This window comes from Streptomyces sp. NBC_01723, from assembly GCF_036246005.1.
Classification (GTDB): domain Bacteria; phylum Actinomycetota; class Actinomycetes; order Streptomycetales; family Streptomycetaceae; genus Streptomyces.
Genome location: NZ_CP109171.1, coordinates 3558419 through 3580777 on the forward strand (window position 1 = coordinate 3558419; position 22359 = coordinate 3580777).

Below are 22359 nucleotides of genomic sequence, written 5' to 3' on the forward strand. Positions count from 1 at the left end.
AGTGCAGCGTCTCACCACCGCACCTGCGTGGCGCCACGCACCCCGATTCTTCCTGTCCGAGGCGCTGGTGGCGAACCTGGGGACAATCGGGGTGTCTCACCACATCCCGGGCGCCTGGGCTCCGCTGCCCGGCCCCGGTTCAGCGCTGGAGCAGCGCGAACGACGCCCCCTGGCCGTCCGAGACCACCGCCGCCCTCCCGTACGACGTCTCGAAGGGCGGGACCCGCACCCGGCCGCCGAGCCGGGCCACCGTCCCGAGGGCGGCCTCGACGTCCCGGACCAGGAAGTGGACGAGGAAGTGCGGCGGCATCTCGGCGGGGAAGACGCCGGAGACCGGGGCGCGGCCGAAGTCGGGGTCGGCGTCCGGGCCGAAGAGGGCGTCGCGGAACAGGTCGCCGTAGAAGGCGTTCGCGGCGTCGGTGTCGCGGGCGTACAGCTCGGCCCAGGCGAAGGTGCCGGGCTCGTGCCGGCGCCCGAAGCCGGGGTGACCGTCCGGCTCCCAGAGCGCGAAGACGGCACCCTCGGGATCGGCGGCGAGGGCGCTGGTGCCCAGGTCGCCGACCTCGTGGGGCGGGATGACGACCTGCCCGCCGCCCGCCCGGATCCGCCCGGCGAGCGCGCGGGCGTCCGGGGTGTGGAAGTACACGGTCCACACGGTGGGCATCCGGCCGTCCGTCTTGCGGACCAGACCGGCGACCGGCTCACCGTCCAGGGACGCCCGCAGTGACTCCGTCGTCTCCTCGAAGGTCCAGCCGAACAGCTCGCCGTAGAAGCGTCTGCCCGCCTCGACGTCGGAGAGCTGGGCCTCCACCCAGCAGGGGGTGCCCTCCGGGCGGTCGGACGGACGGGCTGTCGCCCTCTTCTCGGATGCCCCGTTTTCAGCCATGCCGTCAAAGTAGCCGCGTCGCCCCCGCCGCGCAGACCGGCGCACCAGCATCTCTGGGCTCAAAGGGCCTCTCGGGCCCTCGCACCCCATTTGCAGTCGGCCGAATCGCGCTCGGATCGCCCGTCGGTAAGCTGACGGCATGACAGGACAAGTGCGTACCGTCGACGGCCGCGTGGCCGGTCGACGTGGGCAGGCGACCCGGCAGAAACTGCTCGACTGCCTCAGCGAAATGCTCAGCTCCTCCCCCTATCGCGATGTCAAAGTCATCGATGTCGCCCGCAAGGCCGGCACCTCGCCCGCGACCTTCTACCAGTACTTCCCGGACGTCGAGGGCGCCGTGCTGGAGATCGCCGAGACCATGGCCGCCGAGAGCGCGTCGCTGGCCGGTCTTACGGCGGGCCGTTCGTGGGTCGGCAAGGCCGGCTGGCACACGGCACAGGAACTCGTCGACGGATTCATGGAGTTCTGGCGGAAGAACGACGCGATTCTCCGCGTGATCGATCTCGGAGCGGCCGAGGGGGACAAACGTTTCTCCAAGATCCGCATGAAGATCCTCAACTCGGTGAACTCCTCCCTGGCGGACTCCGTCGCCGACCTCCAGGCCAAGGGCAAGGTCGACAAGGACGTGAACCCCGCCGCGATCGCGGGTTCCCTGGTCGTGATGCTCGCGGCCGTCGCCTCCCACCAGAAGGGTTTCTCCTCCTGGGGCGTCAAGCAGGCGGAACTCAAGCCGAATCTGGCCCTGTTGATGTACCTGGGCGTCACCGGCAAGAAGCCCACGAAGTAGCACGAAGCAGCACTCCGGGCAGTACGCCGGTACCAAGCCCGTCAGCTCCACCGCTCTATCGCTCCACTGCTCTATCGCTCTATCGCTCCACCATTTCGCCGCACCTCCGGCACCACCTCAAAGCCCCGCCCGCCGACGGCCCGCCCGCCCGCCCGAACTCGGCGACCGTGTCCCGCGCCAGGCGCCCTCCGCCCCCGGCCGCACCGACACGACGAACGACGCCTCGAAGTTCGGCCCCGCGACGGCCCGGATCGGGGAACAGCCCCGCACCCGGCCGGTGTTGTGCTCAACGCCGACGCCCGTAACCGCTGGAGGAGACCACGATGGCCCTGACCCGCGAAGAGCGTGAGAAGTTCCTGGCCGAACCGCACATCGCCGCGCTCGCGGTCGACGCGGAAGCCGGCCGCGCTCCGCTGACCGTGCCGATCTGGTACCAGTACGAACCCGGCGGCGACGTGTGGATCATGACCGGCCTCGACAGCCGCAAGAACCAGCGGATCCGCGCCGCGGGCCGGTTCTCGCTGATGGTCGACCGGGTGGAGCCCACCATTCGCTACGTGTCCGTGGAGGGGCCGGTGGTGGACACGGTCCCCGCCACCGAGGAGAACCTGCGGGAGATCTCCGCCCGCTACCTCCCCGCCGAGAAGGTCGACGGGTACGTCGCCTTCGCCACGGCGAACCACGGCGAGCAGGTCGTCGTGCGGATGCGGCCCGAGCGCTGGGTCTCCTCCGACCTCGGCTCGGTGTGAAGAGCGTCCACGAGCTGCTGCGGTCGCTGCGGGTGTGGGACCCCGCGGTCACCGAGCTGCCGCCCTTCGACCCGTCCGGCGCCCCCGGCGACCCGGTGGACCTGTTCACGCGCTGGTTCGCGGAGGCGGTGGCCGCCGGCCAGACCGAACCGCACACCGTGTCGCTGGCGACGGCCGACGCCGACGGGCTGCCCGACGTACGCATCGTGATGCTGCACGGCGCGGACGCGGGCGGCTGGTCCTTCGCCACGCACGCCGACAGCCGCAAGGGTCGCCAGCTGACCGGGCGCCCGTACGCCGCGCTCGCCTTCTACTGGCCGGTGCTGGGCCGCCAGGTGCGGGTGCGCGGCCCGGTCGCCGCGGCTCCGGCCGAGGAGGCGATGGCCGACCTGCACGCGCGGTCGACGGGCGCGCTGGCCGCGGCCCTCACCGGCAGGCAGAGCGCGGAGCTGGACTCGCCGGACGAACTGACCCGCGCCTCGGAGGCGGCCTGGCAGCGCGCCGCCCGCGAACCGACGGCACCCGCCCCGACCTGGACCCTGTACCGCCTTCGCCCGCACGAGGTGGAGTTCTTCCAGGGCGAGCCCCACAGACGCCACGTACGCCTCGCCTACCTGCGGACGGAGAACGAGGCCGGCTGGCATCAGCGGCTGCTGTGGCCGTGAGCGGCGGGGCGCCCGGCCGTGGGCACGGGACGCCGGGCCGCCACGGGCGCAGGACGCCCCGGGCACCGGCCCCACGGGGCGCGCGGTACGTCGCGTCCGAAGTCCGTCAGCGTGACGCCGGTGCCGGCGGTTCCGCGTCCGTGGCGATACGGGCGTGGAGGTGTACGTCGCGGAAGCGGTCGTGGCGGCCGGTCTCGAACATGGCCTCGCGCAGCGTGCCCTCGCCGGGGTAGCCGCCCTTCTCCGCGACGCGGCAGGAGGCGTCGTGGCCCACCGCGTGGCCCAGTTCCAGGCGGTGCAGGCCGAGTTCGTCGAAGGCCCAGCGCGAGGCGAGCAGCAGGGAGCGGACGGCGACGCCCCGGCCGCGGGCCTCGGGGAGCACCCAGTAGCCGACCCGGGCCACCTTCATCGGGCGGCTGATCTCGTTGACGCCCACGTGCCCCAGCGTCGTCCCGCTCTCCGCGTCCGTGACGCGGAAGGACACGGATCTGCCGGCGGCCTCGTCCCGGGCCCGGGCGCGCAGCGACTCGCGGGCCCCCGCGAGGTCGGTCCACAGCTTGAGCGGGGTGTTCCAGCGCTGGAACTCGGGGTCCAGGCAGCCGCGGAGCCATGCCTCCGCGTCGGCGTCGGAGTCCGGGTCCCAGGAGCGCAGGCGCAGTCCGTGTCCGCGGGGTTCGGCCGGGGAGGGGTCGAGGGCGTGCGTACGTGTGTGGGCCATCCGGCCATTGAAGCGGACCCGCGCCGGTCGTGACCGATCCGCAACCGATTCCGGTCTTGACCGAGACCCATCAACCCGGAGCGCGATTACGCTCGCCGCATGGCCGACTCCACAGCGTCCGCTGAACCGCAGCCCGCACACCCCGCGGACCGCCCCGTGTACGTCATCGGCGCGGGTCCCGGCGGCCTCGCCGTCGCCCAGGCGCTGCGCGCCCGCGGCCTGCGGGCGGTGGTCCTGGAGCGCGCCGAACACGTCGGCGACTCGTGGCGGCGCCACTACGACCGGCTGCGGCTGCACACCACCCGCCGGCTGTCCGCGCTGCCCGGCCTCGCGATGCCGCGCCGGTTCGGGCGGTGGGTGTCCCGGGACGACGTGGTGCGGTATCTGGAGAAGTACGTCGAGTACCACCAGCTGGAGATCGTCACCGGCGTGGAGGTCTTCCGCGTCGAGCGGGCGTCCGGCGGCGGCTGGCTGCTGCACGCCTCCGGGGGACGCGAGCTGACCGGGGCCGCGGTCGTGGTCGCCACCGGGTTCAACCACACCCCGCGGGTGCCGGACTGGCCAGGCCGGGACACGTACACCGGCGAGTTCCGGCACGCCGCCGAGTACCGCGACGCGGCCCCGTACGCGGGCCGGGACGTCCTGGTCGTCGGGGTCGGCAACACCGGTGCCGAGATCGCCGTGGACCTGGCGGAGGGCGGCGCCGCCCGGGTCCGGCTCGCCGTGCGCACGGCGCCGCACATCGTCCGCCGCTCGACCGCCGGGTGGGCGGCCCAGTACACCGGCATCCTGTGCCGACGGCTGCCGGTCGCGCTGGTGGACCGGCTGGCCCGGCCGCTGGCCCGGATCAGCGTGCCCGACCTGTCGGCGCAGGGGCTGCCGAGGCCCGGCACCGGGCTCTACAGCCGGGTGACCGAGGGTGCCATCCCGGTGCAGGACGTGGGCCTGATCGACGCGGTGCGCGGCGGCCGGGTGGAGGTCGTCGCCGCGGTGGACGGCTTCGAGGACGGCAAGATCCTCCTGGCCGACGGCACCCGCCTCGCCCCGGACGCGGTGATCGCGGCCACGGGGTACCGGCGGGGCCTGGAGGGCCTGGTCGGCCACCTCGACGTCCTCGACGACCGCGGCAGACCGCTCGCGCGCGGCGCCACCACCCCACCCGACGCCCCCGGCCTCTACTTCACCGGCTTCACCAACCCCATCAGCGGCATGCTCCGCGAACTGGCGCTCGACGCGGAGCGGATCGCCAGGGCGGTGACGAAGCGCGAGGCGGGCCGGGTGTCCCGGCTGCCCGGCTAGTCCCTGGTGAGGATGCGCAGCTCACCGGCGTCCGGATCGCCGAACAGCACGAACAGCTCTGGATTCCGCTCGGTGCCGCCGATCGTCCAGTGCGTCTCCTGGCCGCACTCGCCGTCGAGGCGCACGAGGACGCCGTCGCGATGGCTGCCCGGCAACCGGCTGTCCTGTTCGAAAGTCCACGTGCCGGTCCCGTCGCACAGGGAGAAGTCCCCCTCCTCGTCGACGTCGTCGTGGGCCGGTACGCGGGTCAACTCGGCCCGGCCGCCCGGCGCCAGCCGCAACACGCCCCCGTCCTCGCCCCGCCACTCCCCGGCGAGCCGCGCGGCGGACAGCTGAGGGGGTTCGTAGTCCTCGGCCAAGGAGGCGGCCGCCACGCCGCACACCACGAAGAGGACGAAGCTCGTGCCCGCGGAGCGGAGCCAGACGCCCCCTCCTCCCCACGATCGTCCGCGCAGGGCGTGGAGGACCAGCACCGGCAGGACACCGACCCCGACGAACCACGGGAGGGTGTCGGTGACCGGCCACCCCCACAGCACGAGCCCCAGCGCCGACCAGCCCGCGCCGATCAGTACGGACCCGGCCAGGTGCCAGGCCCACTCGGGGCCAGGAGAGGTGCGAGGCAGCAGGCGGGCCAGGGCCGCGGCGGGTGCGATCTGCACGGCTGCGTGGAGGAGGCCGACGAACGGCAGGATCAGCGGAACGCAGCAGATGCCGAGGTAGCCGCCGCCCCCGTAGTCGTAGTCGTCCCGGCCCGCCTGCATGGCGAACCACCACGCCAGCCACACCAGTGGCACCTGCCCCGCGCACAGCGCGATCGCCCGGTTCCACTCATCGTTCGGCCGGGCGGGCCGGCGTTCGCCGACCAACCCCGTTCTCCCCCACCCCATCCCCGCACCCTACGACCCGCTCAGACCCCCGCGGCCACCGCAGTCGGCCGGCGGCGGATCACCAGGGCCATCAGGGCCGCCGCCGCGCACAGCGCACCCGAGGCGTACCAGACCACGTCGTAGGAGCCGAAGGTGTCGCGGGCCACGCCGCCGAGGAAGGCGACGAGGGCGGCGCCCACCTGGTGGGAGGCGAGCACCCAGCCGAAGACGATCGCGCTGTCCTCGCCGTAGTGCTCGCGGCACAGGGCGAGGGTGGGCGGGACGGTGGCGACCCAGTCGAGGCCGTAGAAGACGATGAAGAAGATCATCGGGGGGTGCACGGTCGGCGCCAGCAGGATCGGGAGGAAGAGGAGGGAGACGCCGCGCAGGGCGTAGTACACGGCCAGCAGGCGGCGCGGCTCGAAGCGGTCGGTGAACCAGCCGGAGGCGATCGTGCCGGCCACGTCGAACACCCCGATGACCGCGAGCAGCGAGGCGGCGGCCGTCAGCGGCATGCGGTGGTCGTGCGCGGCGGGCACGAAGTGGGTCTGGATCAGGCCGTTGGTGGAGGCGCCGCAGATCGCGAAGGTCCCGGCGAGGAGCCAGAAGGGGCCGGTGCGGACGGCGGAGAACAGCACCGTGAGCGCACGGCGGGCGGCGCCGGGGACGGGCGCGGGCTTCTCGACGAACTCCTCGGCTCCGTACGGCTTCTGGCCCACGTCGGCCGGGTGGTCATGCAGGAGGAGCCAGACGAAGGGGATGACGGCGAGCGCGGCGAGGGCGACGGTGACGGCCGCCGGGCGCCAGTCGTACGTCTCGACGATCCAGGACAGCAGCGGCAGGAAGATCAGCTGTCCGGAGGCGGAGGCGGCGGTGAGGACGCCGGTGGGTCTCGGACGGCTTCGGCCTGGACGTGCAGGAGAAGGCCGTCAAGGTGTGGGCCAAGACCCACGGTCACCGCATCGTTCACGTATCACGCGACGAGGGCGTGTCTGGTGCGACCGAAGCGCTTGACCGTCAGGGCCTGTCGGAAGCTCTGCTGCTCATCAGGGAGGGCGCGGCAGAGGGGTTGCTGATACCTCGGCTCGACCGGTTGGCCCGTGCGCTCACGGTGCAGGAAGCCACTCTTGCCGTGGTCTGGCGTGACGGAGGGAAGGTCTTCACCGCCGATGGTGGGGAGGTCCACCAGGACGACCCTGACGACCCGATGCGCACGGCCATGCGGCAGGTCATCGGCGTGTTCGCCGAACTCGATCGGCGCATGGTGGTCAAGCGTCTCCGGGACGGGCGTGCGGCCAAGGCAGCATCCGGACGAAAGGCTGTCGGTGCGTACGCCTACGGCTTCCACGGGGACGGAGAGGGGCGAGAGCGCGACGCTGCACCCAACCCCACGGAGCAGGCGGCACAGGCCCGCATACTCGAACTGAGGGCGGAGGGGATGAGCTACCGGGCCATCGGCACGCAGCTCGACACTGAGGGCCTGCCCCCGCGCAGAGCCGCGAAGTGGAGCGCCATGACGGTTCGCTCCGTCTGCCAGAAGGCCGGGGTGTCCTGAGACAGGCGCACAGCCGCGCGGTCAGGTCGCCAAGGCACGGACAAGCATCGTGCCCACAGCCTTGCCCTCTGGCGGGTCGATCAGAGACACGCGCACGTCAGAGAAGCCGTGCCCCGTCAGGATGCGCCCCCACTCATCCGGGGTGCGATCGTGCCGCAGTCCGGCTTTGCCGGGCTTCGGCCCCTGGCTGCCCGGAGGCAAATGCGAGAAGGCCAGGATGCCGCCCGGCGCCATGCGCAAGCGGATCAGCGGGAGCAGGGTGTCCGGATCGACGAACCACACGGCACCGAAGATCGAGAGCACGACATCGAATGTCTCGTCCGTCTCGTTCAGGAACGCAGTCGCCTCCGCCGTACAGAACTCAAGGCCCGGCAGATGGCCCCAGCACTCCCGCGCGACCGTCTCGCGGGCGGGGGCGATGTCCACCCCTCGACCTGTCGCGCCAAGCGTCACGAGATGCGCGAGGTTACTACCGCTCCCCGAGCCGAGTTCCAGCACCCGGCGTCCGGCCACGGGGCCCAGAACGCTCTCGTTCGGCCCGTGATCGGCGTACTGAGTCCAGTTCAGCCAGGTCGTATCACCCTTGGCGTTCACGGTCCTGCGTGGCTTGCTCCCGACCGCGTACCTGTCCCAGGACTCAGCCAATGACATGCAGTGATCCTTTCCAGCATGAGGGGCCCACCCCCAACGTACGGGGACAGGCCCCAACTCACATGCTGCTCACTACTACTTGGGCGAGTCGTGGCACCCTGCGTGGCACTGGTTGCAGTCGGCCGCGTCCTCCATGCCCCACAGGTCGGAGTCGATCTCGAACCCGGCCGCCTTGATGGCCTTGATCGTCTGCTCCAGGACGAGCGGGCCGCCGGTCTTGAGGTCGTGGCCGTCCAGCGTCGCCTTGTCGTCGCTGACGCACTGGACACCGGCCGCCGCCCCCGGAAGCTCCGGAACGTGGTGGATGTACCGGCCGAAGTGCCGGCTGGTGAAGTGGTGGTACGGGATCGAGTCGAGCATGAACGAGTGCCACGCCTCGTCCACCTGCTCAGACGGACCCATGAGAAGGTCCGGGTTCTCGCCGCACGTGACCAGGTAGGCGATGGCCTGTCCGAACTTGGCATCGGCCAGTTCGCGCGTGTTTTCCGGGTTGCGGAGCAGGAGGGCCACCTCCCGCTCCCACACCTCCGGGGTGACGTACGCCTTCGGGTCGCGGGTCACTACTGCCGTGCTCATGCTGGCTTGCCTCCACGCAATTGGGGGTCCGTGGTGCTCCGGTCATGTCGCCCACCCCCGCACTTGGGGCACAGGCACGGCGGCATCAGGCCAGTAGCGAGGGGTTCCCCGCCCTCACCCTCGTACAGGGTTCGTGGCTTGGTCTGGGTGCCGTCGGCTCTCACCGTGTAAGCGCTGATGCGGATGGACATGACGACCATGTTCCGGATCGATCATGACCATTGCGGCGACGTTCAAGGCGCCCCTCGGGCGTCATGTCGGTGTCACCCCGAGGGCGTCAAACCGGTGTCATTGGAGGCGTGACGTGGCTACCCTCGGATCATGACGACTCCGGCCGAGCGGGAGCGAATCCCCAACGACGTGCTGACTTCTGTGCGCAAGTCGATGAACCTCAGCCAAGACGAGTTCGCCCGGGGCTTACGCGGCGCAGGCGAGGAGCTGGGGGAGCCGAACGACGCCTCCAAGCGACTCGTGCAACGCTGGGAGTCCGGGGAGACCAGGACATGCCGCCCGCTGTATGCGCGGGCACTGAAGCGGTTCACCGGCCGTTCCCCTGAGTCGCTGGGGTTCGCGATCCCGATGGCACGCGTCCACTCAGACGGGGCAGGAGGCCACGACATGGAAGCTGGGGAAGTCGGCACAGCTGACGCCGCCACAAGCCCGGAGCCAGAGCCGCAGACCGAGTACGCGGGCATCTGGCTGTCCCGGTACGAGTTCTACTCGTCCAGCCGCGACGAGACGTTCGACTGCAAGCATCACGTCGTGATCGTCCAGCACGGTAACCGGCTGACAGCTCAGAGCCTGCCCGGAGCGTCGACCAACCCGGACAGCCCATTGTCTCTGGATCTCACCGTGGACCGGAACGTCGTCACCGGTACGTGGACCGAGCAGACGGCAGCCGACGGGTACTACCAGGGCGCTCGCTACCACGGTGCGATTCAGCTGCTGATCGAGCCGACAGGCCGACGCATGGCAGGCAAGTGGGTCGGTTTCGGCAAGGACTTCGACGTGAACACGGGCCCATGGGAGCTGCGCCTACTCGACCGATCGACAGGCCGCGCGAGCATCGAGCGGTACTCGACCACACCGGAGTGAGGGATCGGGGCGCTCCCCTGTGGGGCCGCCCCGTACGGACGCCTTGCCGCCGAATCCACCCCGACCGGTTGGAAACTGGCAGAGACGCAAGGCCCGCCTTCAAGTTCCCCAAAGTATCACCACGCGAAGTCCTCGTGCAGCGGGTCGATGAGGATGCCGGGGAGGGAGCGGAAGGCGGCGGCACCGATGATCGTCACGAACGTGACCGCGGCGACCCACCAGGCACGGTGGATGCGCGGGCGGCGGCGCGGCCCGGCGGGCTTCGGCCGGTGTACGGATGCTGCGGCGGCGTCGGTTGTCTGGGTCACGTCATTGAGCTTCGGGCAGCGGAACCGTCCGAACGAGTGGCCCGAAGGACAGCGCTCGCTTGGATCGGGCCATGACGCCCGACAGCCCGCCCCGCCCGCACCGTGTCGTCGTCCTGGCCCTGGACGGCCTGCTCCCCTTCGAGCTGGGCATCGCGCAGCGCATCTTCGGCCTCGCCCGCGACGAGCGGAAGCGCCCGCTGTACGAGGTGGTGACCTGCTCGGTCCGGCCGCCGGGCCCGGTCGAGACGGACGCCGACTTCGCGATCCTGGTCGAGAACGGCCCCGAGGCGCTGGCCACCGCGGACACCGTCGTCGTTCCCGCCTCCTACGAACTGGGCCCGGTCTACGACGACGGGGTGCTGACCGGGGAGCTGGCCGCCGCGCTGGCGCTGATCCGGCCCGGCACCCGGCTCGTGGCGATCTGCACGGGCGGGTTCGTGCTGGCCGCCGCCGGATACCTGGACGGCCGTCCGGCGACCACGCACTGGTCCTCCGCCGAGCACTTCCAGCGGCTGTTCCCGCAGATCAGAGTGGACGCCGACGTGCTGTTCGTCGACGACGGCGACGTGCTCACCTCGGCCGGGGTCGCGGCCGGCATCGACCTGTGCGTGCACATCGTGCGCCGGGACCACGGCACGGCGGTCGCCAACGAGGTGGCCCGCCGCACCGTCGTACCGCCGCACCGGGACGGCGGGCAGGCGCAGTACATCGAGCGGCCGGTGCCCGATCCGCAGCAGTCCTCCACGACCGGTGCCCGCGCCTGGGCGCTCGGCCGCCTGGGCGAGCCGATCCAGTTGCGGGACATGGCCGCCCAGGAGTCGATGTCGGTACGCACCTTCACGCGCCGGTTCCGCGAGGAGGTCGGCGTCAGTCCGGGCCAGTGGCTCACCCGGCAGCGGGTGGAACGGGCCCGGCACCTGCTGGAGTCCACCGCCCTCTCCGTCGACCAGGTGGCCCGGGACTCGGGGTTCGGCACGGCCCAGTCGATGCGGCAGCACCTCCAGGCGGCACTGGGGGTCACGCCGACCGGGTACCGGAGGACCTTCCGGGCAGAGTTGTCCACAGCCTGTGGACAATGAGCGCCGAAGTGAGGGGCGTACGGAGATGTGCCGGCCGGCGGCGCGGCGCTGTCGCCCCGAGCGCGGCATCGCGCGCCACCACCCGACTCCGGCGCTCCCGCCCGGCTCCCGTCGCCCCCGGGGGAACCGCCGCCGAATCACGACCCACACTCGTCGAGGGCCCCTCACCGGGCCCTCGTCGTCCCCTCGCGGCGAATCGTTGTCCACAAGCGTGAGGAAGCGGTCACGATCCGTCAACCAGCCAGGGCTGTTTCATCCCTTGCGTCCACGTTCGTCGGGGACGCGCACGGAAGCACGCCCGGCGCACTGCCGCGTCACCGCCGGCCGCTAAACGACCTCGTAGGCGTATCCCTCGTACGGCACCGCGCCGCCAACGCTCCCGCACGCCGGGGCGGTCTCCTCGCGTTCGGCGCAGCGGTCCAGTTCGCACCAGATGCGCTTGCCGGTGCCCTCCCGGCTCCAGCCCCAGCGGTCGGCGAGCCCGTCGACGAGGGCGAGGCCCCGGCCGCCCGTCGCCTCGTCGTCCACACAACGGGGCACCGGGGCAAGGTCGCTGGCGTCGTCCACCTCGAGTCGGACGGTGGTCTCCTCGGGTGTGCCCGGCTCCCCCAGCTGCCCCGGCTCTCCGGGCGCGGCCTCCGGCAGCACCAGCCGCAGCACGGCCGAACGGCCCGTGTGCACCACGGCGTTGGTGACCAGCTCGGAGACGAGCAGGACCAGCGCCTCGGCGAGTGACTCGTCGGCCCGTATCGCCGACCCGGCGAGCCGTGAGCGCGCCCACCGCCGGGCGCGTCCCACTTCCGAGGGGTCGGGCCGGATCTCCAGCTGCACTTGAAGCATCTGCACCGCTCACACCATCCGAACCGGCGGACACAAAGGCTCGCGCCTCACGTGGGCCACGATCGTAGCCATCATCAGCATGGCCAGATCAACGGCCGGGGACGGGATCACGGACCGTGATTCCGTTGTGGGACAGCATGGTTGACGTACAGTCACCCCAACAAGCGCTTCGGGCATATTCCAGCGCGAAGGAGTACCCGTGCGGCATACTGTGCGACGCGCATTCCGGGGAGTCGAACAGGCGGCGGCCGACGGCCTTTCCGCCCTGCGGGGCAAGGCACGCACCGCCGGTTCCGGAGCCGCCCCTGGGGCTGCTCCGGCACGGCTGGCGCTCACGACCACTCGCATCCCACACAAGGTACCGGAGCGTGGCACCGACTCCGGTCCGTGACGGGTGACACGGTGGACACAACCCGGTATCAACGCTCAGTGACACCGCTCTGCCACGATCCGCGACATCCGCCGCCCACTCGGGTGCCTACTCGGGCACGGTGAAGTACTGCGCGAAGGCCGGGACGATCTCCGCCTCGCCCACCTTGTCGTCGCCGTCCGCGTCGAGACCGCCGGCGACCTCGCGCGCGGTGTCCTCGGGCACGCCCAGCGCGGTGAGCAGGCGCGCGGTCTCCGCGACGGTGGCGGATCCGTCGCCGTCCGCGTCGGCGACGTACAGCGCGGCGTGCAGGAAGGGGCGGGCGATCTCGGCGAACCGCTCCGGCTTGTCCCGCAGGCGCTTGACCGCCCCGGTGACGAATTCCTCGCGGGTGATGCGCTGGTCGCCGTCCCGGTCGGCGATGCCCGCGAGCCCCTGCCAGAGGGCCTCCGCGCCGCCGTAGAGGGCCTGCCCCTTGTCGGACCGGGCCGCGACGCCGAACTCGGCGAGCAGCGCCTTGGCCGCCCCGCTGAAGTCCGAACGGTCGATATGGCCGTTGCCGTCCTGGTCGAAGATGCTGAACCGCGCGGCGATCCTGCGTTCGTACTCGCTGTTGACCATGGTTCTTCCGGCCGCCTCACGTCGGTGTCGGGTGCGTCTCGCCCGGAGCGTACGACGCCGGGCGCCGCCGCGGGCACGACTTACGCGGACAGGGGTTACGCGAACAGGGGGTTACGCGAACAGGGGGGTTACGCGGACAGGGGTTACGCGGAGAGGGGCCGCGGCTCGTCCCCGGTCGCCGAGGCGAGGTCGGGGTGGCAGTCGAAGAGCCGGCGTACTCCCAGCGCGCCCAGGACGCGGTTGACGTGGGAGCCGTCGGCGGCTCCCTGGGCCGGCAGTATCAGGCGCAGCCGGCCCTGGCAGGAGCGGATGAGCCGCCGGGAGGCGATGAGCACCCCGACCCCGCTGGAGTCGCAGAACAGGACCTCGGAAAGGTCCAGGACAAGGCTGTGCCGCCCCTCGGCGACCTCGTCGTGCACGCGCTGCCGCAGCACCGGTGACGTCACCAGATCCAGTTCGCCCGACACCTGGAGCACGGCCCACTGGCCCTGCTCGCCGCCGGTCACATTGAACGTCACCACCATGCCCTTCATTCGCCGGATCGTCTGGATTCACCCGAAACGGAAGCCGTGCCTTCGCTTCTTGGCGGCGCGCCTGCCCAGCGGCCGTTCCCGCAAACACCTGCCCGGAAACGGCGCCCGATCAGAAGAGGCTTGTTTCCGACTGTTTCAATCCTGTTCGATCTCATCCGATCTTTCCCGATCGAATCTGGTCGCACAGTCGAGGGTAGTAGAACCCCTTATCACCCGTGGCGGGCCGGGGGCGCACGTTGCCACAAAGGGGCGTGCGCTGTCGGACGTGCCGACTACATTCGGGGAGAGAACGGCCGCAGGCTGGACGGCGGAGGGAACAGGGGGTGGAGGGCCGCATGGCGAAGAGGGACGTGCCGATGCGCTGGGACCGCAAGATGCAGCAGCGACTCGCCCGCGGCGAGGCCGCCGCCCTGGGCGAGCTGTACGACCGGTTCGCCTCGCTCGTGCACGGTCTGGCCCACCGCGTGCTCGACGACGAGCGGGCGGCCGACCGCATCACACGCGACGTCTTCGCCCACGTCTGGGAGCACCCCGACGCCTACGACCCCCGGCAGGGGCCGCTGCGCACCTGGGTCGCCACGCTGACCCACCGCTTCGCCGTCCAGCGGCTGCGGGCCACCGAGACGGCCGCCCTCGCCCGCGGGGCCCGGGCACCGCCGAGGAGCTGGAGCTCAAGGTGCGCCACGCCTCGGTCGCCGCCCGCGCCGACTACATCGTCCAGTCCATGCCGGCCCCGCTGCGCGCCGCCTTGGAGCTGGCCTACTTCCAGCGCCGCGACTACCGCCAGACCGCCGCCGACCTCGGCGTCACGGAGGACGAGGCCCGCCGCCGCCTGCGCCTGGGCCTCCAGCTCCTGTCCACCGCCCGCGACGCGGCCACCGCCCCACAGCCGCCCGGGGCTCCGCCGGGATACGGGGGTGCGGCATGACGGCCCACGACGAGAACGAGGAGGAGACCGCCGCGGGCATGTCCGGCGACCTCGGCGGCCCCGGCGACCTCGGCGGCCCCGCCGTCCCCGGTGGTGCTGCCGGAATCGGCGGGACCGGGGTGCCCGGTGGCTCCGGTGGCTCCGGTGAGGGGGACGGCGGTGGGCCGCGGATACCGTTGCCCCGGGTTTCCGTCGAGGACGGTGGCCGGGCGCTGCCCGACGTGGTGCCGGCCGTGCTGGAGCATCACGTGCTGACGTCGCTGCTCGGGGCCTGGGCCCTGGCCGCCTGCTCGGCCGAGGAGGCGGCGGCCGTCGAGGAGCACATCGGGGACTGCGCCGCCTGCGCCGACGAGGCCCTGCGGCTGCGCGAGGCCGTCACGCTGCTCCAGCGCCCCGAGAGTCTCGACCTGGACCCCGCCCTGCGCACCCGCGTCCTGGACGGCTGCCTGGAGCGGCGCCCGCCGCGCATCCCGGTGCCCGAGTGGGCCACCCCGTACGACGCAGAGACCGCACGGCTGGACGCGCTGCTCCAGGACATCGGGGACGCCGACTGGCACACGCCGGTCCGGCTGCGCTGGTTCGAGGACGACGGCCCCGCGAGCCGCCGCACCACGGTCGCCGGGGTCCTCGCCCACCTGCTGACGGTGGACGGCACGGTCGCCGTCGCCCTGGGCCTCGCCGACCCGATGGGCGACGTCACCGCGCCCAGCCGCGTACCGGCCGCCCGCACCGAGGCGTACTGGCGGGCCTCGCACTACCCGCCCACCCGCCTGGTGCGGGCACCCTGGCGGGAGCAGAGCCACGGCATCGTGCGGACCGCGTCGTTCACCGGGGACGCGGGCGGGATGCCGGTCTCGTACGGCGACTTCGAACTGCCCCTGCGGGACGCGATGCTGGACCGGGCGTTCGAGTGCTGGGTCCACGCGGAGGACATCGCCGAGGCGGTGGACTATCCGTACGAGCCGCCCGCCGCGCGCCATCTCAACCGCATGATCGACCTCGCGGCCCGGATGCTTCCGGGTGCGCTGGCCGCCCGGCGCCGGGCCGGTCTGGCCACGCCCGGCGTCCGCCCGCACCTGGTCCCCGCGGGAGAGCCCGGGCGCAGCCTGCGGCTGGAGATCGAGGGTTCAGGCGGCGGTGAGTGGCTCATCCCGCTCGACTCCCCCGGCGCGGTGGGCTCCGCCGACCACGAGGTGGCTCATGTCGCCCTGGACGGTGTGGAGTTCTGCCGGCTGGCGGCGGGCCACGTGCCTCCGGCGGACGCGGCGGCCGGGCAGTTGGGGGATCGGGAGGCGATCAGGGACGTGCTGTTCGCCGCGGCGAGCCTGAGCAGGATGTAGGGGTGGGTCGCGGGTTCGTCGGCGGGTGCGGGTGATCGGTGGCAGGTCGCGCGGTTCCCCCCGCCCCTGAAGGGGCGTACACCGCACGTACCTCAAGGGGCGCGGGGACCTGCGCGAGCAACCACCCACACACCCGCACCCGCCGACGCGGCAGCCCCCCCGTTAGGCGAAAACGACCGTCCGGCGCCCGTTCAGCAGAATCCTGCGCTCCGCGTGCCACTTCACGGCCCGCGCCAGCGCCTGGCACTCCACGTCCCGGCCCACCGCGACCAGCTGGTCCGGCGTGACATCGTGGCCGACCCGCTCGACCTCCTGCTCGATGATCGGCCCCTCGTCGAGGTCGGCCGTCACGTAGTGCGCGGTCGCGCCGATCAGCTTCACGCCCCGCGCGTGCGCCTGGTGGTACGGCTTCGCGCCCTTGAAGCTCGGCAGGAAGGAGTGGTGGATGTTGATGATCCGGCCGCTGAGCTGCTTGCACAGGTCGTCGGAGAGGACCTGCATGTAGCGGGCCAGCACGACGAGTTCGACGTTCTCCTCGCGCACGATCTCCAGAACCCGGGCCTCGGCCTCCGCCTTGGTGTCCTTCGTCACGGGAATGTGGTGGAAGGGGATGTCATAGGACCCCACCAGCTCCGCGAAATCGGTGTGATTGGACACCACCGCCGCGATCTCCACCGGCAGCGCCCCGATCCGGGCCCGGAACAGCAGGTCGTTCAGGCAGTGCCCGAACCTGCTGACCATGAGCACGATGCGCATCTTCTCGTCGGCCCGGTTGATCTGCCAGTCCATGTGGAAGGCGTCGCCGATCGCCGTGAAGCTGGCGCGCAGCTTGTCCACGGTCACCGGGGCGTCGGCCGAGAAGTGGACCCGCATGAAGAACAGACCCGTGTCGTGGTCGCCGAACTGCTGGCTGTCCTCGATGTTGCAGCCGGTCATGAACAGGTAGCTCGACACGGCGTGCACGATGCCCTGCTTGTCGGGGCAGGACAGGGTGAGGACGTACTGGTCGGCCGGTGCGGCGGCCGAGGGCACGGCGGCGGAGGACTGCTCGTTCATGCAGGACAGGGTCCCATATCCGGCCCACCGGACCGAGCGCCGTCCCGCCAGGCGGACCGCCTCAGACCGCCCGCGTCATGATCTGCAGCAGCTCCAGCGAGCGCGGCTCGGTCTCCGGGTCCTCGCCGTCACTGGCGGCCAGCCGCACGTGCGCGTCGCGAGCGGCCCGTACCGCCTCCGGCCAGTCCGGGTGGTCGAGGTAGGCGTTGACCGCCGCGTCCGGTCCCACCTGGTGCATGATCCGCAGGACCCGCAGCACGGCGGTGTCCACCAGCGCCGCCTCCTGCGAGTCGCGGAAGACCGTGCCGACGTACTTCTCGGCGGACCAGTGGTCCAGCCAGGTGTCCTCCACCAGCCGGTACACCGCGTCGGTGACGTCGCCGTAGCCGTCGGTCCCGGCCAGCCAGACGTCCCGCTGGAAGGCGGGCGCGGAGAGCATGTGCAGCGCGGAGCGCACCTGACTGCGCCAGCGCCACCACGGCATGTCGTTGAGTGGCATGCCGCCCATGGTGGAGGAGCGACGGCCGCGACGGGAAGACTTCTCCGAACCTTGCACGGTCATCGATCGTACGTTCCTCTTCACGGGCGCCCCACCGGCCCCCGCAATTCACCTCCGCGTCACCACGCGTTGACCGCAGGTCACTTCCAGGTTGGCCGCGTGAGGGAATCGTGCGGGTACATGACCGGCAGGCGACCCATCCGCAGCGCACACCCCGGCGGCCTCCGCCGCCGCTTCCGGGCCACCCGCACCGGCGTCCTGTCCGCGGGCGCGCTGGTGGCGTGCGCGTCGTTCGCCGCCGGCTGCGGGGTCGTCCCCGGTGCCACGGGGGGCTCCGGGGACGACCCGATCACCGTGATGACCTGGGCGCCGCAGGACACCGGCGCGACCAACAAACCCGGCATGCCCGCCCTCGCCCAGGCCTACGCCCGCTGGATCAACGACCGGGGCGGCCTCGACGGCCGCAAGCTCAACGTGCTCACCTGCAACGACCACAACGACGGCGTGACCGCCGCGAAGTGCGCGCGCCGCGCCGTCAAGGAGAACGCGGTCGCCGTCGTCGGCTCCTACAGCCAGCACGCCGACTCGTTCTTCCCGGTCCTCGAGGGCGCCGGCATCCCGTACATCGGGGGCTACGGCATCACGAACGCGGAGTTCACCAGTCCGCTGTCGTACCCGGTCAACGGAGGACAGCCCGCGCTGCTGGCCGGCCTCGGCAGCGCGCTGGCCGGCCCCTGCGGGCCGGTCACGCTGGTGCGCCCCGACACGATCGCAGGCGACCAGCTGCCGGTGCTGCTCGACTCGGGCCTGACCTCGGGCGGGCACGAGCGGGCCCAGGACCAGCGGGCGGCGGAGGACGCCACGGAGTACGGCGGCCAGTCCCAGCGGGCGCTGGAGCGGACGGCCACCGGCTCCGCGGACCCGGGATGCGTGGTGCCCGTCCTCGGGGACCGCACCGGCACCTTCATGGACTCCTTCCGCCGGGCCCGCGAGGACCATCCCGAGGTACGCACCGCGACCGTGCTCGGCAGCGTCGACCAGAGCACGATCAACGCGAGCGGCGGGCCGTCCGGGCCCTACGAGGGGGCGTACGTCACCGGCTGGTACCCGTCGGTGAGCGACCCCGCCTGGAGCGGGATGAAGAAGGTGATCAAGGAGGAGGCGTTCGGCGACAACGACGTCGACGCCGCGGACGCCGGGGTGCAGACCACCTGGATCGCGTACACCGTGCTGAGCGAGATCGTCGCGTCGCTCGGCGACGGCGAGGTGAGCGCCGACTCCGTCCGGCGCGCCCTCGACGGCGGGCTGAAGGTCGGCACGGGCGGGCTCACGCCGCCCCTCCAGTGGACCTTCGCCGACAAACTGGCCTCCGTCGGCTTCCCGCGCCTGGTCAACGCCGAGGTCACCCTCCAGGTGGTGCGGGAGGGCCGCCTGGTCTCGGCCCGCCAAGGGGCCGTGGACACCACCCGCGTCCTGCAGAACGCCGACGTGGCCTGAGCGGGCCGGGGGCCCGGCCCGCCCGCCGGGTCACAGCTGGGTGGGCCCGCGCTCCGTCAGGCCGTACTGCTTCGCGATCTTGTTCCACAGCCCCGCGGCCGTGGCCTTCTCCTTGCTCGCCGTGCCGCTGTCCCGGTTTCCGGCCTGCGCGTGGCTGGTGGTGCGGGCCGTGCCCTTCTTGCAGCCCTTCTTGCCGGCCGTCTGGTCGGCCCAGGCCGCGTAGTGGTTGTCGGCCGAAGCCGAGGCCTGCCACGCCTTGTTGAGGGCGGTGGTCAGCTCGGTGTGCTGGGGCAGCTTGTCCACGGACAGCTTGGCGAGGCTCTCGACCAGTCCGGTGCGCTGCTTGGCGGCCTCGCGCAGGTCCTTGGCCGCCTGGGGCAGGTTGTCGCAGGACTTCACGTCGCCGACGGCCTTGATCACGGTGGTGCGGCCGGTGCCGCTCTCGGCGAGCAGCTTGTCCAGCTCCACGGCCTGCTGCCGGACCGGGTCGGCGGATGCCGGGGCGGAGGCCGACGCGGACTCGGAGGCCGGGGCCGTGGCGGAGACCGGCTGGTTCTCGCTCTTCTCGTCGTCGCCTCCCCCGCCGGCCATCATCGCTCCGGCGCCGACCCCGACGACGGCGATGGCCACGCCGACGGCCGCGATGAGCGGCAGCCGTGAGCGGCCACCGCCGCTCCGGCCGCCGTCGTCGTTCCCGCGCCGCCTGCCACCGCCGCCGCCCGGGCCCTGGGGGGCGTACATCGACTGGCCGGCCGCGTGGTGCGGCTGCGGCTCGTCGAAGCGGGGCATCTGCTGCGTGGCGGAGGCCGGGCCGTCGGCGCCGGGGGCGCTGCGGAAGAGGTTGTCGAACTCGGCGGGCGGCTGCCGGCCCTCGTCACCGCCGGGCGCGGCGCCGTAGGGGGCGCCGGCGGGACCGCCGGGCACGGGCGCGATGTACTGCGTGGCCTGGGCGTCGGGGTGGGCGGCGGGAGCGGGCTGGTGTCCGGCCGCGGGCTGCGCGGGGTACTGCGGTGCGCGGCCGAGGAACTGCGTCGACTCGGCCTGCGCCTGCGCGGGTCTCTCCGGCGGCAGCGCCCCCGGACCCGCGGGCGGTATGTGCGGTATGTACTGCGTGGCGCCCTCGTCGGCGGACGCGGCGACCGGCGGCATGAACTGGGTCGCGCCCTCGTCGGCGGCCGGCGGCGGCGGGAACGCCTGGCCCTGGTGGGGCCGCGGCTGCGGTTCGGGCTGCTGGTGGGGCTGCGGCTGCGCGTACGGCGGCTGCGCGCCGTAGGACTGGTCGCCGTAGGACTGGGTCCCGTAGGCCTGGTCGCCGTAGGACCCACCGCCGGCCGGGGTGCCGTACGCCGGGGGCTGCGCGCCCTCCGGGGGGAGCGGACCGGGTCCTGCGCCGGTCGGGGGCGGCAGGGCTCCGTGCGTCTGCTGCTGCGCCGGTCCGGGCTGTGCGGGCGGCTGGGGGGCCTGCTGCTCCGGGGTGCCCCAGGGCTGGGCGTCGGCGGGGGTGGACCAGCCCTGGCCGGAGTGCGGGCTCTGCTGCTCGGGGCCCCAGGGCCGGTCCCACGCCTGGCCGCCGGGTGGCGCCGAGGCGGGCACGGGTCCGCCGGCCGAGGGGCCGACGGAGCCGCCGGTCATGCCGGGCAGCAAGGGCTCGCCACCGTCCGAGGGCAGCACGATGCCTTCGTGCGCTTGCCGCGCCGAGGGCTCCTCGCCCTGTCCACTCTGCGTCACCGGGACTCCTACGAATGGGGGACCTTCGGAATCGTCGGCTCACGCTACCGGGTCCCCCGAGCCCACTGCCACGCCGCATGGGGCGTCAACTCTTTCCCTGTGACGGCAGTAACAAAACCGGGCCGCGGCACGCTGTTCACGTTCCTTCGCGATCACCACGCCGTGGTTTCACGCGTGTTCACGCGTCCGCGACCCGTCCGTTCACGCGGCGGCCTGCAGATCCAGACGCGCTCCGAACTCCCTGACCACGGCTTCCTCCCGGTAGGGCTCCAACCGGGCCTGGAAGTCCTCCAGGTACTCGGCGCCCCGGTTGGAGCGCAGGGTCCCCAGGATCTCCACGGCCTTCGTCGCGGTGTTGCAGGCCTGTTCGATCTCCCGCTGCTGCACCTGCGCAGTGGCCAAGAGCACATGGCCGATGGCCCGCCTGCGCGCCCGCGACTCCGGGTGGCCGTCCAGGGACTGCCGCGCGTACCGCGCCGCCGCGTCGGCCTGCCCGAGGTCCCGGTGACAGTGCGCCAACTCGTCGGCGAGGTACGCCTCGTCGAAGTGCCTGATCCACACCGGGTCGTCGCCGGAGGCCGGATCGGCCGCCTCCATCGCGCCGACCGCCCGTCCGGCCGCCTCGTGGGCCGACCGTACGTCGCCCAGGAGCGCGTGCCCGCGGGCCTCGGCGGCGTGGAACATCGACTCCGCGCGGGGCGTCACCCGGCCCCGCGCGCCCTCCTGCGCCGCCCGCGCCAACTGCGCGATCTCACGCGGGTTTCCGAGCTGCGCGGCCAGGTGGCTCATGGACGCGGCCAGCACGTAGCCGCCGTAGCCGCGGTCGCCGGCCGCCTGCGCGAGCCGCAGCGACTGGATGTAGTACCGCTGGGCGAGGCCCGGTTGGCCGGTGTCGACGGCCATGTATCCGGCCAGCTCGGTCAACCGGGCGACCGTGGCGAACAGTTCGCGCCCGACCGCCTCCCGGTAGGAGCCCGCCAGCAGCCCCGAGACCACGCTGTTCAGGTAGTGCACGAGCACCGGCCGGACGTGTCCGCTGCCGTACTGGTGGTCCAGGTCCACCAGCGCCTGCGTCATCGCCCGCACGGCCGCCACGTCGGACGGCCCCACCCGCGGCCCGGCCGAGCGCGACACCTGCGAGTCGGGGGCGGAAATCAGCCAGTCCCGGCTGGGTTCGACGAGCGCGGAGGCGGCGACGGAGGAACCGGACAGGAAGTCCCGGCGCCCCACGTCGCTGCGCCACAGCTCGCAGACCTGCTCGATGGCTCCCAGTACCGTCGGCGAGAACTGGAGGCCGACGCCGGACGCGAGGTTCTTGCCGTTGGCCATGCCGATCTCGTCGATCGTGACCGTGCGGCCGAGCTTGCGGCCGAGCGCCTCGGCGATGATCGCCGGTGCCCGGCCCCGCGGTTGCTGTCCGCGCAGCCAGCGGGCCACCGAGGTCTTGTCGTACCGCAGGTCGAGACCGTGCTCGACCCCGCACACGTTGACCCGGCGGGCGAGGCCCGCGTTCGAGCAGCCCGCTTCCTGAATGAGCGCCTGCAGTCGTTCGTTCGGCTGCCGCGCGACGAGAGGCCTTGCGGCCATGGCGTAACCCCCATGCGGTCTCTTGCGGTCTCGATGCTGTCCCGGCGGATCGTGGGACGAAGCGGATCCGGCCGTGAAGATCAATGCCCAGTCGATGTGCCGACAATGCGAGACTTGCGAAGCTTG

General features: G+C 72.3%; 21 protein-coding genes and 3 pseudogenes. 10 read left to right on the forward strand and 14 right to left on the reverse strand.

Annotated features, from left to right (window positions below; translation table 11 throughout):
* Positions 1-139 precede the first annotated feature (139 nt).
* Complete coding sequence (locus tag OIE75_RS16275) at positions 140-886, reverse strand: VOC family protein (protein WP_329471316.1); 747 nt, start codon at positions 884-886, stop codon at positions 140-142.
* A 151-nt stretch (positions 887-1037) separates the two neighbouring features.
* Between OIE75_RS16275 and OIE75_RS16280 the strand changes: the two genes are divergently transcribed.
* The 3 genes from OIE75_RS16280 (at position 1038) to OIE75_RS16290 (ending at position 3087) form a co-directional block, all read left to right on the forward strand.
* Entirely contained in the window at positions 1038-1673 is a 636-nt protein-coding gene (locus OIE75_RS16280; RefSeq protein WP_307017968.1) for a TetR family transcriptional regulator, read from the forward strand.
* A gap of 323 nt (positions 1674-1996) precedes the next feature.
* The gene (locus OIE75_RS16285) at positions 1997-2422 is read left to right on the forward strand and encodes a pyridoxamine 5'-phosphate oxidase family protein (protein WP_307013126.1); all 426 of its coding nucleotides are present in this window, start codon (positions 1997-1999) and stop codon (positions 2420-2422) included.
* Positions 2419-3087, forward strand: a complete 669-nt coding sequence (locus tag OIE75_RS16290; protein ID WP_307013129.1) for a pyridoxine/pyridoxamine 5'-phosphate oxidase — start codon at positions 2419-2421, stop codon at positions 3085-3087. The genes OIE75_RS16285 and OIE75_RS16290 overlap by 4 nt, the downstream gene beginning before the upstream one ends.
* Before the next feature lie 106 nt (positions 3088-3193).
* On the opposite strand, the gene OIE75_RS16295 is transcribed toward OIE75_RS16290, so the two are convergent.
* A complete protein-coding gene (locus tag OIE75_RS16295) occupies positions 3194-3805 on the reverse strand; it encodes a GNAT family N-acetyltransferase (RefSeq protein WP_329471317.1) in 612 nt (203 codons plus the stop codon).
* Positions 3806-3904: 99 nt separating this feature from the next.
* Between OIE75_RS16295 and OIE75_RS16300 the strand changes: the two genes are divergently transcribed.
* Complete coding sequence (locus OIE75_RS16300; protein ID WP_329471318.1) at positions 3905-5104, forward strand: flavin-containing monooxygenase; 1200 nt, start codon at positions 3905-3907, stop codon at positions 5102-5104.
* Here OIE75_RS16300 and OIE75_RS16305 read toward each other — a convergent pair.
* Complete coding sequence (locus tag OIE75_RS16305; protein ID WP_329471319.1) at positions 5101-5970, reverse strand: hypothetical protein; 870 nt, start codon at positions 5968-5970, stop codon at positions 5101-5103. The two genes, OIE75_RS16300 and OIE75_RS16305, sit on opposite strands and share 4 nt — an antisense overlap.
* Before the next feature lie 41 nt (positions 5971-6011).
* Positions 6012-6869: pseudogene (locus OIE75_RS16310) on the reverse strand (MFS transporter); the annotation flags it as partial.
* 14 nt (positions 6870-6883) lie between these two features.
* Between OIE75_RS16310 and OIE75_RS16315 the strand changes: the two are divergent.
* Entirely contained in the window at positions 6884-7525 is a 642-nt protein-coding gene (locus OIE75_RS16315) for a recombinase family protein (RefSeq protein ID WP_329471320.1), read from the forward strand.
* 21 nt (positions 7526-7546) lie between these two features.
* On the opposite strand, the gene OIE75_RS16320 is transcribed toward OIE75_RS16315, so the two are convergent.
* Together OIE75_RS16320 and OIE75_RS16325 are read right to left on the reverse strand one after the other, a co-directional pair.
* Entirely contained in the window at positions 7547-8119 is a 573-nt protein-coding gene (locus OIE75_RS16320; RefSeq protein WP_329471321.1) for a class I SAM-dependent methyltransferase, read from the reverse strand.
* Between the two features lie 132 nt (positions 8120-8251).
* Positions 8252-8752, reverse strand: coding sequence for a glycine-rich domain-containing protein (locus tag OIE75_RS16325; RefSeq protein ID WP_329471322.1), 501 nt, complete (start codon positions 8750-8752; stop codon positions 8252-8254).
* A 321-nt stretch (positions 8753-9073) separates the two neighbouring features.
* Between OIE75_RS16325 and OIE75_RS16330 the strand changes: the two genes are divergently transcribed.
* Positions 9074-9847 (forward strand): helix-turn-helix domain-containing protein, encoded by a 774-nt coding sequence (locus OIE75_RS16330; protein ID WP_329471323.1) that lies wholly within the window; start codon positions 9074-9076, stop codon positions 9845-9847.
* A gap of 119 nt (positions 9848-9966) precedes the next feature.
* Here the strand turns inward: OIE75_RS16330 and OIE75_RS16335 are convergent.
* A pseudogene (locus OIE75_RS16335) lies at positions 9967-10155 on the reverse strand (MFS transporter); the annotation flags it as partial.
* Between the two features lie 71 nt (positions 10156-10226).
* Between OIE75_RS16335 and OIE75_RS16340 the strand changes: the two are divergent.
* Positions 10227-11234, forward strand: coding sequence for a GlxA family transcriptional regulator (locus OIE75_RS16340; protein ID WP_307013139.1), 1008 nt, complete (start codon positions 10227-10229; stop codon positions 11232-11234).
* A gap of 327 nt (positions 11235-11561) precedes the next feature.
* On the opposite strand, the gene OIE75_RS16345 is transcribed toward OIE75_RS16340, so the two are convergent.
* The 3 genes from OIE75_RS16345 to OIE75_RS16355 form a co-directional block, all read right to left on the reverse strand.
* On the reverse strand, positions 11562-12065 hold the full coding sequence (locus OIE75_RS16345) for an ATP-binding protein (protein WP_307017969.1): 504 nt from the start codon (positions 12063-12065) through the stop codon (positions 11562-11564).
* Between the two features lie 487 nt (positions 12066-12552).
* A complete protein-coding gene (locus tag OIE75_RS16350; RefSeq protein WP_307013140.1) occupies positions 12553-13065 on the reverse strand; it encodes an EF-hand domain-containing protein in 513 nt (170 codons plus the stop codon).
* Positions 13066-13208: 143 nt separating this feature from the next.
* Entirely contained in the window at positions 13209-13589 is a 381-nt protein-coding gene (locus tag OIE75_RS16355) for an STAS domain-containing protein (RefSeq protein ID WP_122619774.1), read from the reverse strand.
* Positions 13590-13933: 344 nt separating this feature from the next.
* Between OIE75_RS16355 and OIE75_RS16360 the strand changes: the two are divergent.
* Both OIE75_RS16360 and OIE75_RS16365 read left to right on the forward strand, forming a co-directional pair.
* Positions 13934-14526, forward strand: a pseudogene (locus OIE75_RS16360) (sigma-70 family RNA polymerase sigma factor).
* Positions 14523-15866, forward strand: coding sequence for a zf-HC2 domain-containing protein (locus tag OIE75_RS16365; RefSeq protein WP_329471325.1), 1344 nt, complete (start codon positions 14523-14525; stop codon positions 15864-15866). Before OIE75_RS16360 ends, OIE75_RS16365 begins: the two are co-directional and overlap by 4 nt.
* Positions 15867-16028: 162 nt before the next feature.
* On the opposite strand, the gene purU is transcribed toward OIE75_RS16365, so the two are convergent.
* Positions 16029-16922 (reverse strand): formyltetrahydrofolate deformylase, encoded by an 894-nt coding sequence (purU, locus tag OIE75_RS16370; protein ID WP_161329186.1) that lies wholly within the window; start codon positions 16920-16922, stop codon positions 16029-16031.
* A gap of 61 nt (positions 16923-16983) precedes the next feature.
* On the reverse strand, positions 16984-17484 hold the full coding sequence (locus OIE75_RS16375) for an SCO4402 family protein (RefSeq protein WP_307013145.1): 501 nt from the start codon (positions 17482-17484) through the stop codon (positions 16984-16986).
* Positions 17485-17601: 117 nt separating this feature from the next.
* Between OIE75_RS16375 and OIE75_RS16380 the strand changes: the two genes are divergently transcribed.
* A complete protein-coding gene (locus tag OIE75_RS16380; RefSeq protein ID WP_307013146.1) occupies positions 17602-18918 on the forward strand; it encodes an ABC transporter substrate-binding protein in 1317 nt (438 codons plus the stop codon).
* 30 nt (positions 18919-18948) lie between these two features.
* Here the strand turns inward: OIE75_RS16380 and OIE75_RS16385 are convergent, their stop codons facing one another.
* Both OIE75_RS16385 and OIE75_RS16390 read right to left on the reverse strand, forming a co-directional pair.
* Complete coding sequence (locus tag OIE75_RS16385) at positions 18949-20646, reverse strand: hypothetical protein (protein ID WP_329471326.1); 1698 nt, start codon at positions 20644-20646, stop codon at positions 18949-18951.
* Between the two features lie 201 nt (positions 20647-20847).
* On the reverse strand, positions 20848-22233 hold the full coding sequence (locus OIE75_RS16390; RefSeq protein WP_122619676.1) for a transcriptional regulator: 1386 nt from the start codon (positions 22231-22233) through the stop codon (positions 20848-20850).
* Positions 22234-22359 lie beyond the last annotated feature (126 nt).

Excerpts from the sequence above, each read along its gene's own strand:
- OIE75_RS16330 (WP_329471323.1), top strand. The coding sequence starts at position 9,074 with ATGACGACTCCGGCCGAGCGGGAGCGAATCCCCAACGACGTGCTGACT.
- OIE75_RS16325 (WP_329471322.1), bottom strand. The coding sequence starts at position 8,752 with ATGAGCACGGCAGTAGTGACCCGCGACCCGAAGGCGTACGTCACCCCG.
- purU (WP_161329186.1), bottom strand. The coding sequence starts at position 16,922 with ATGAACGAGCAGTCCTCCGCCGCCGTGCCCTCGGCCGCCGCACCGGCC.
- OIE75_RS16295 (WP_329471317.1), bottom strand. The coding sequence starts at position 3,805 with ATGGCCCACACACGTACGCACGCCCTCGACCCCTCCCCGGCCGAACCC.
- OIE75_RS16390 (WP_122619676.1), bottom strand. The coding sequence starts at position 22,233 with ATGGCCGCAAGGCCTCTCGTCGCGCGGCAGCCGAACGAACGACTGCAG.
- OIE75_RS16365 (WP_329471325.1), top strand. The coding sequence starts at position 14,523 with ATGACGGCCCACGACGAGAACGAGGAGGAGACCGCCGCGGGCATGTCC.
- OIE75_RS16285 (WP_307013126.1), top strand. The coding sequence starts at position 1,997 with ATGGCCCTGACCCGCGAAGAGCGTGAGAAGTTCCTGGCCGAACCGCAC.
- OIE75_RS16340 (WP_307013139.1), top strand. The coding sequence starts at position 10,227 with ATGACGCCCGACAGCCCGCCCCGCCCGCACCGTGTCGTCGTCCTGGCC.
- OIE75_RS16275 (WP_329471316.1), bottom strand. The coding sequence starts at position 886 with ATGGCTGAAAACGGGGCATCCGAGAAGAGGGCGACAGCCCGTCCGTCC.
- OIE75_RS16350 (WP_307013140.1), bottom strand. The coding sequence starts at position 13,065 with ATGGTCAACAGCGAGTACGAACGCAGGATCGCCGCGCGGTTCAGCATC.
- OIE75_RS16300 (WP_329471318.1), top strand. The coding sequence starts at position 3,905 with ATGGCCGACTCCACAGCGTCCGCTGAACCGCAGCCCGCACACCCCGCG.
- OIE75_RS16380 (WP_307013146.1), top strand. The coding sequence starts at position 17,602 with ATGACCGGCAGGCGACCCATCCGCAGCGCACACCCCGGCGGCCTCCGC.
- OIE75_RS16355 (WP_122619774.1), bottom strand. The coding sequence starts at position 13,589 with ATGGTGGTGACGTTCAATGTGACCGGCGGCGAGCAGGGCCAGTGGGCC.
- OIE75_RS16375 (WP_307013145.1), bottom strand. The coding sequence starts at position 17,484 with ATGACCGTGCAAGGTTCGGAGAAGTCTTCCCGTCGCGGCCGTCGCTCC.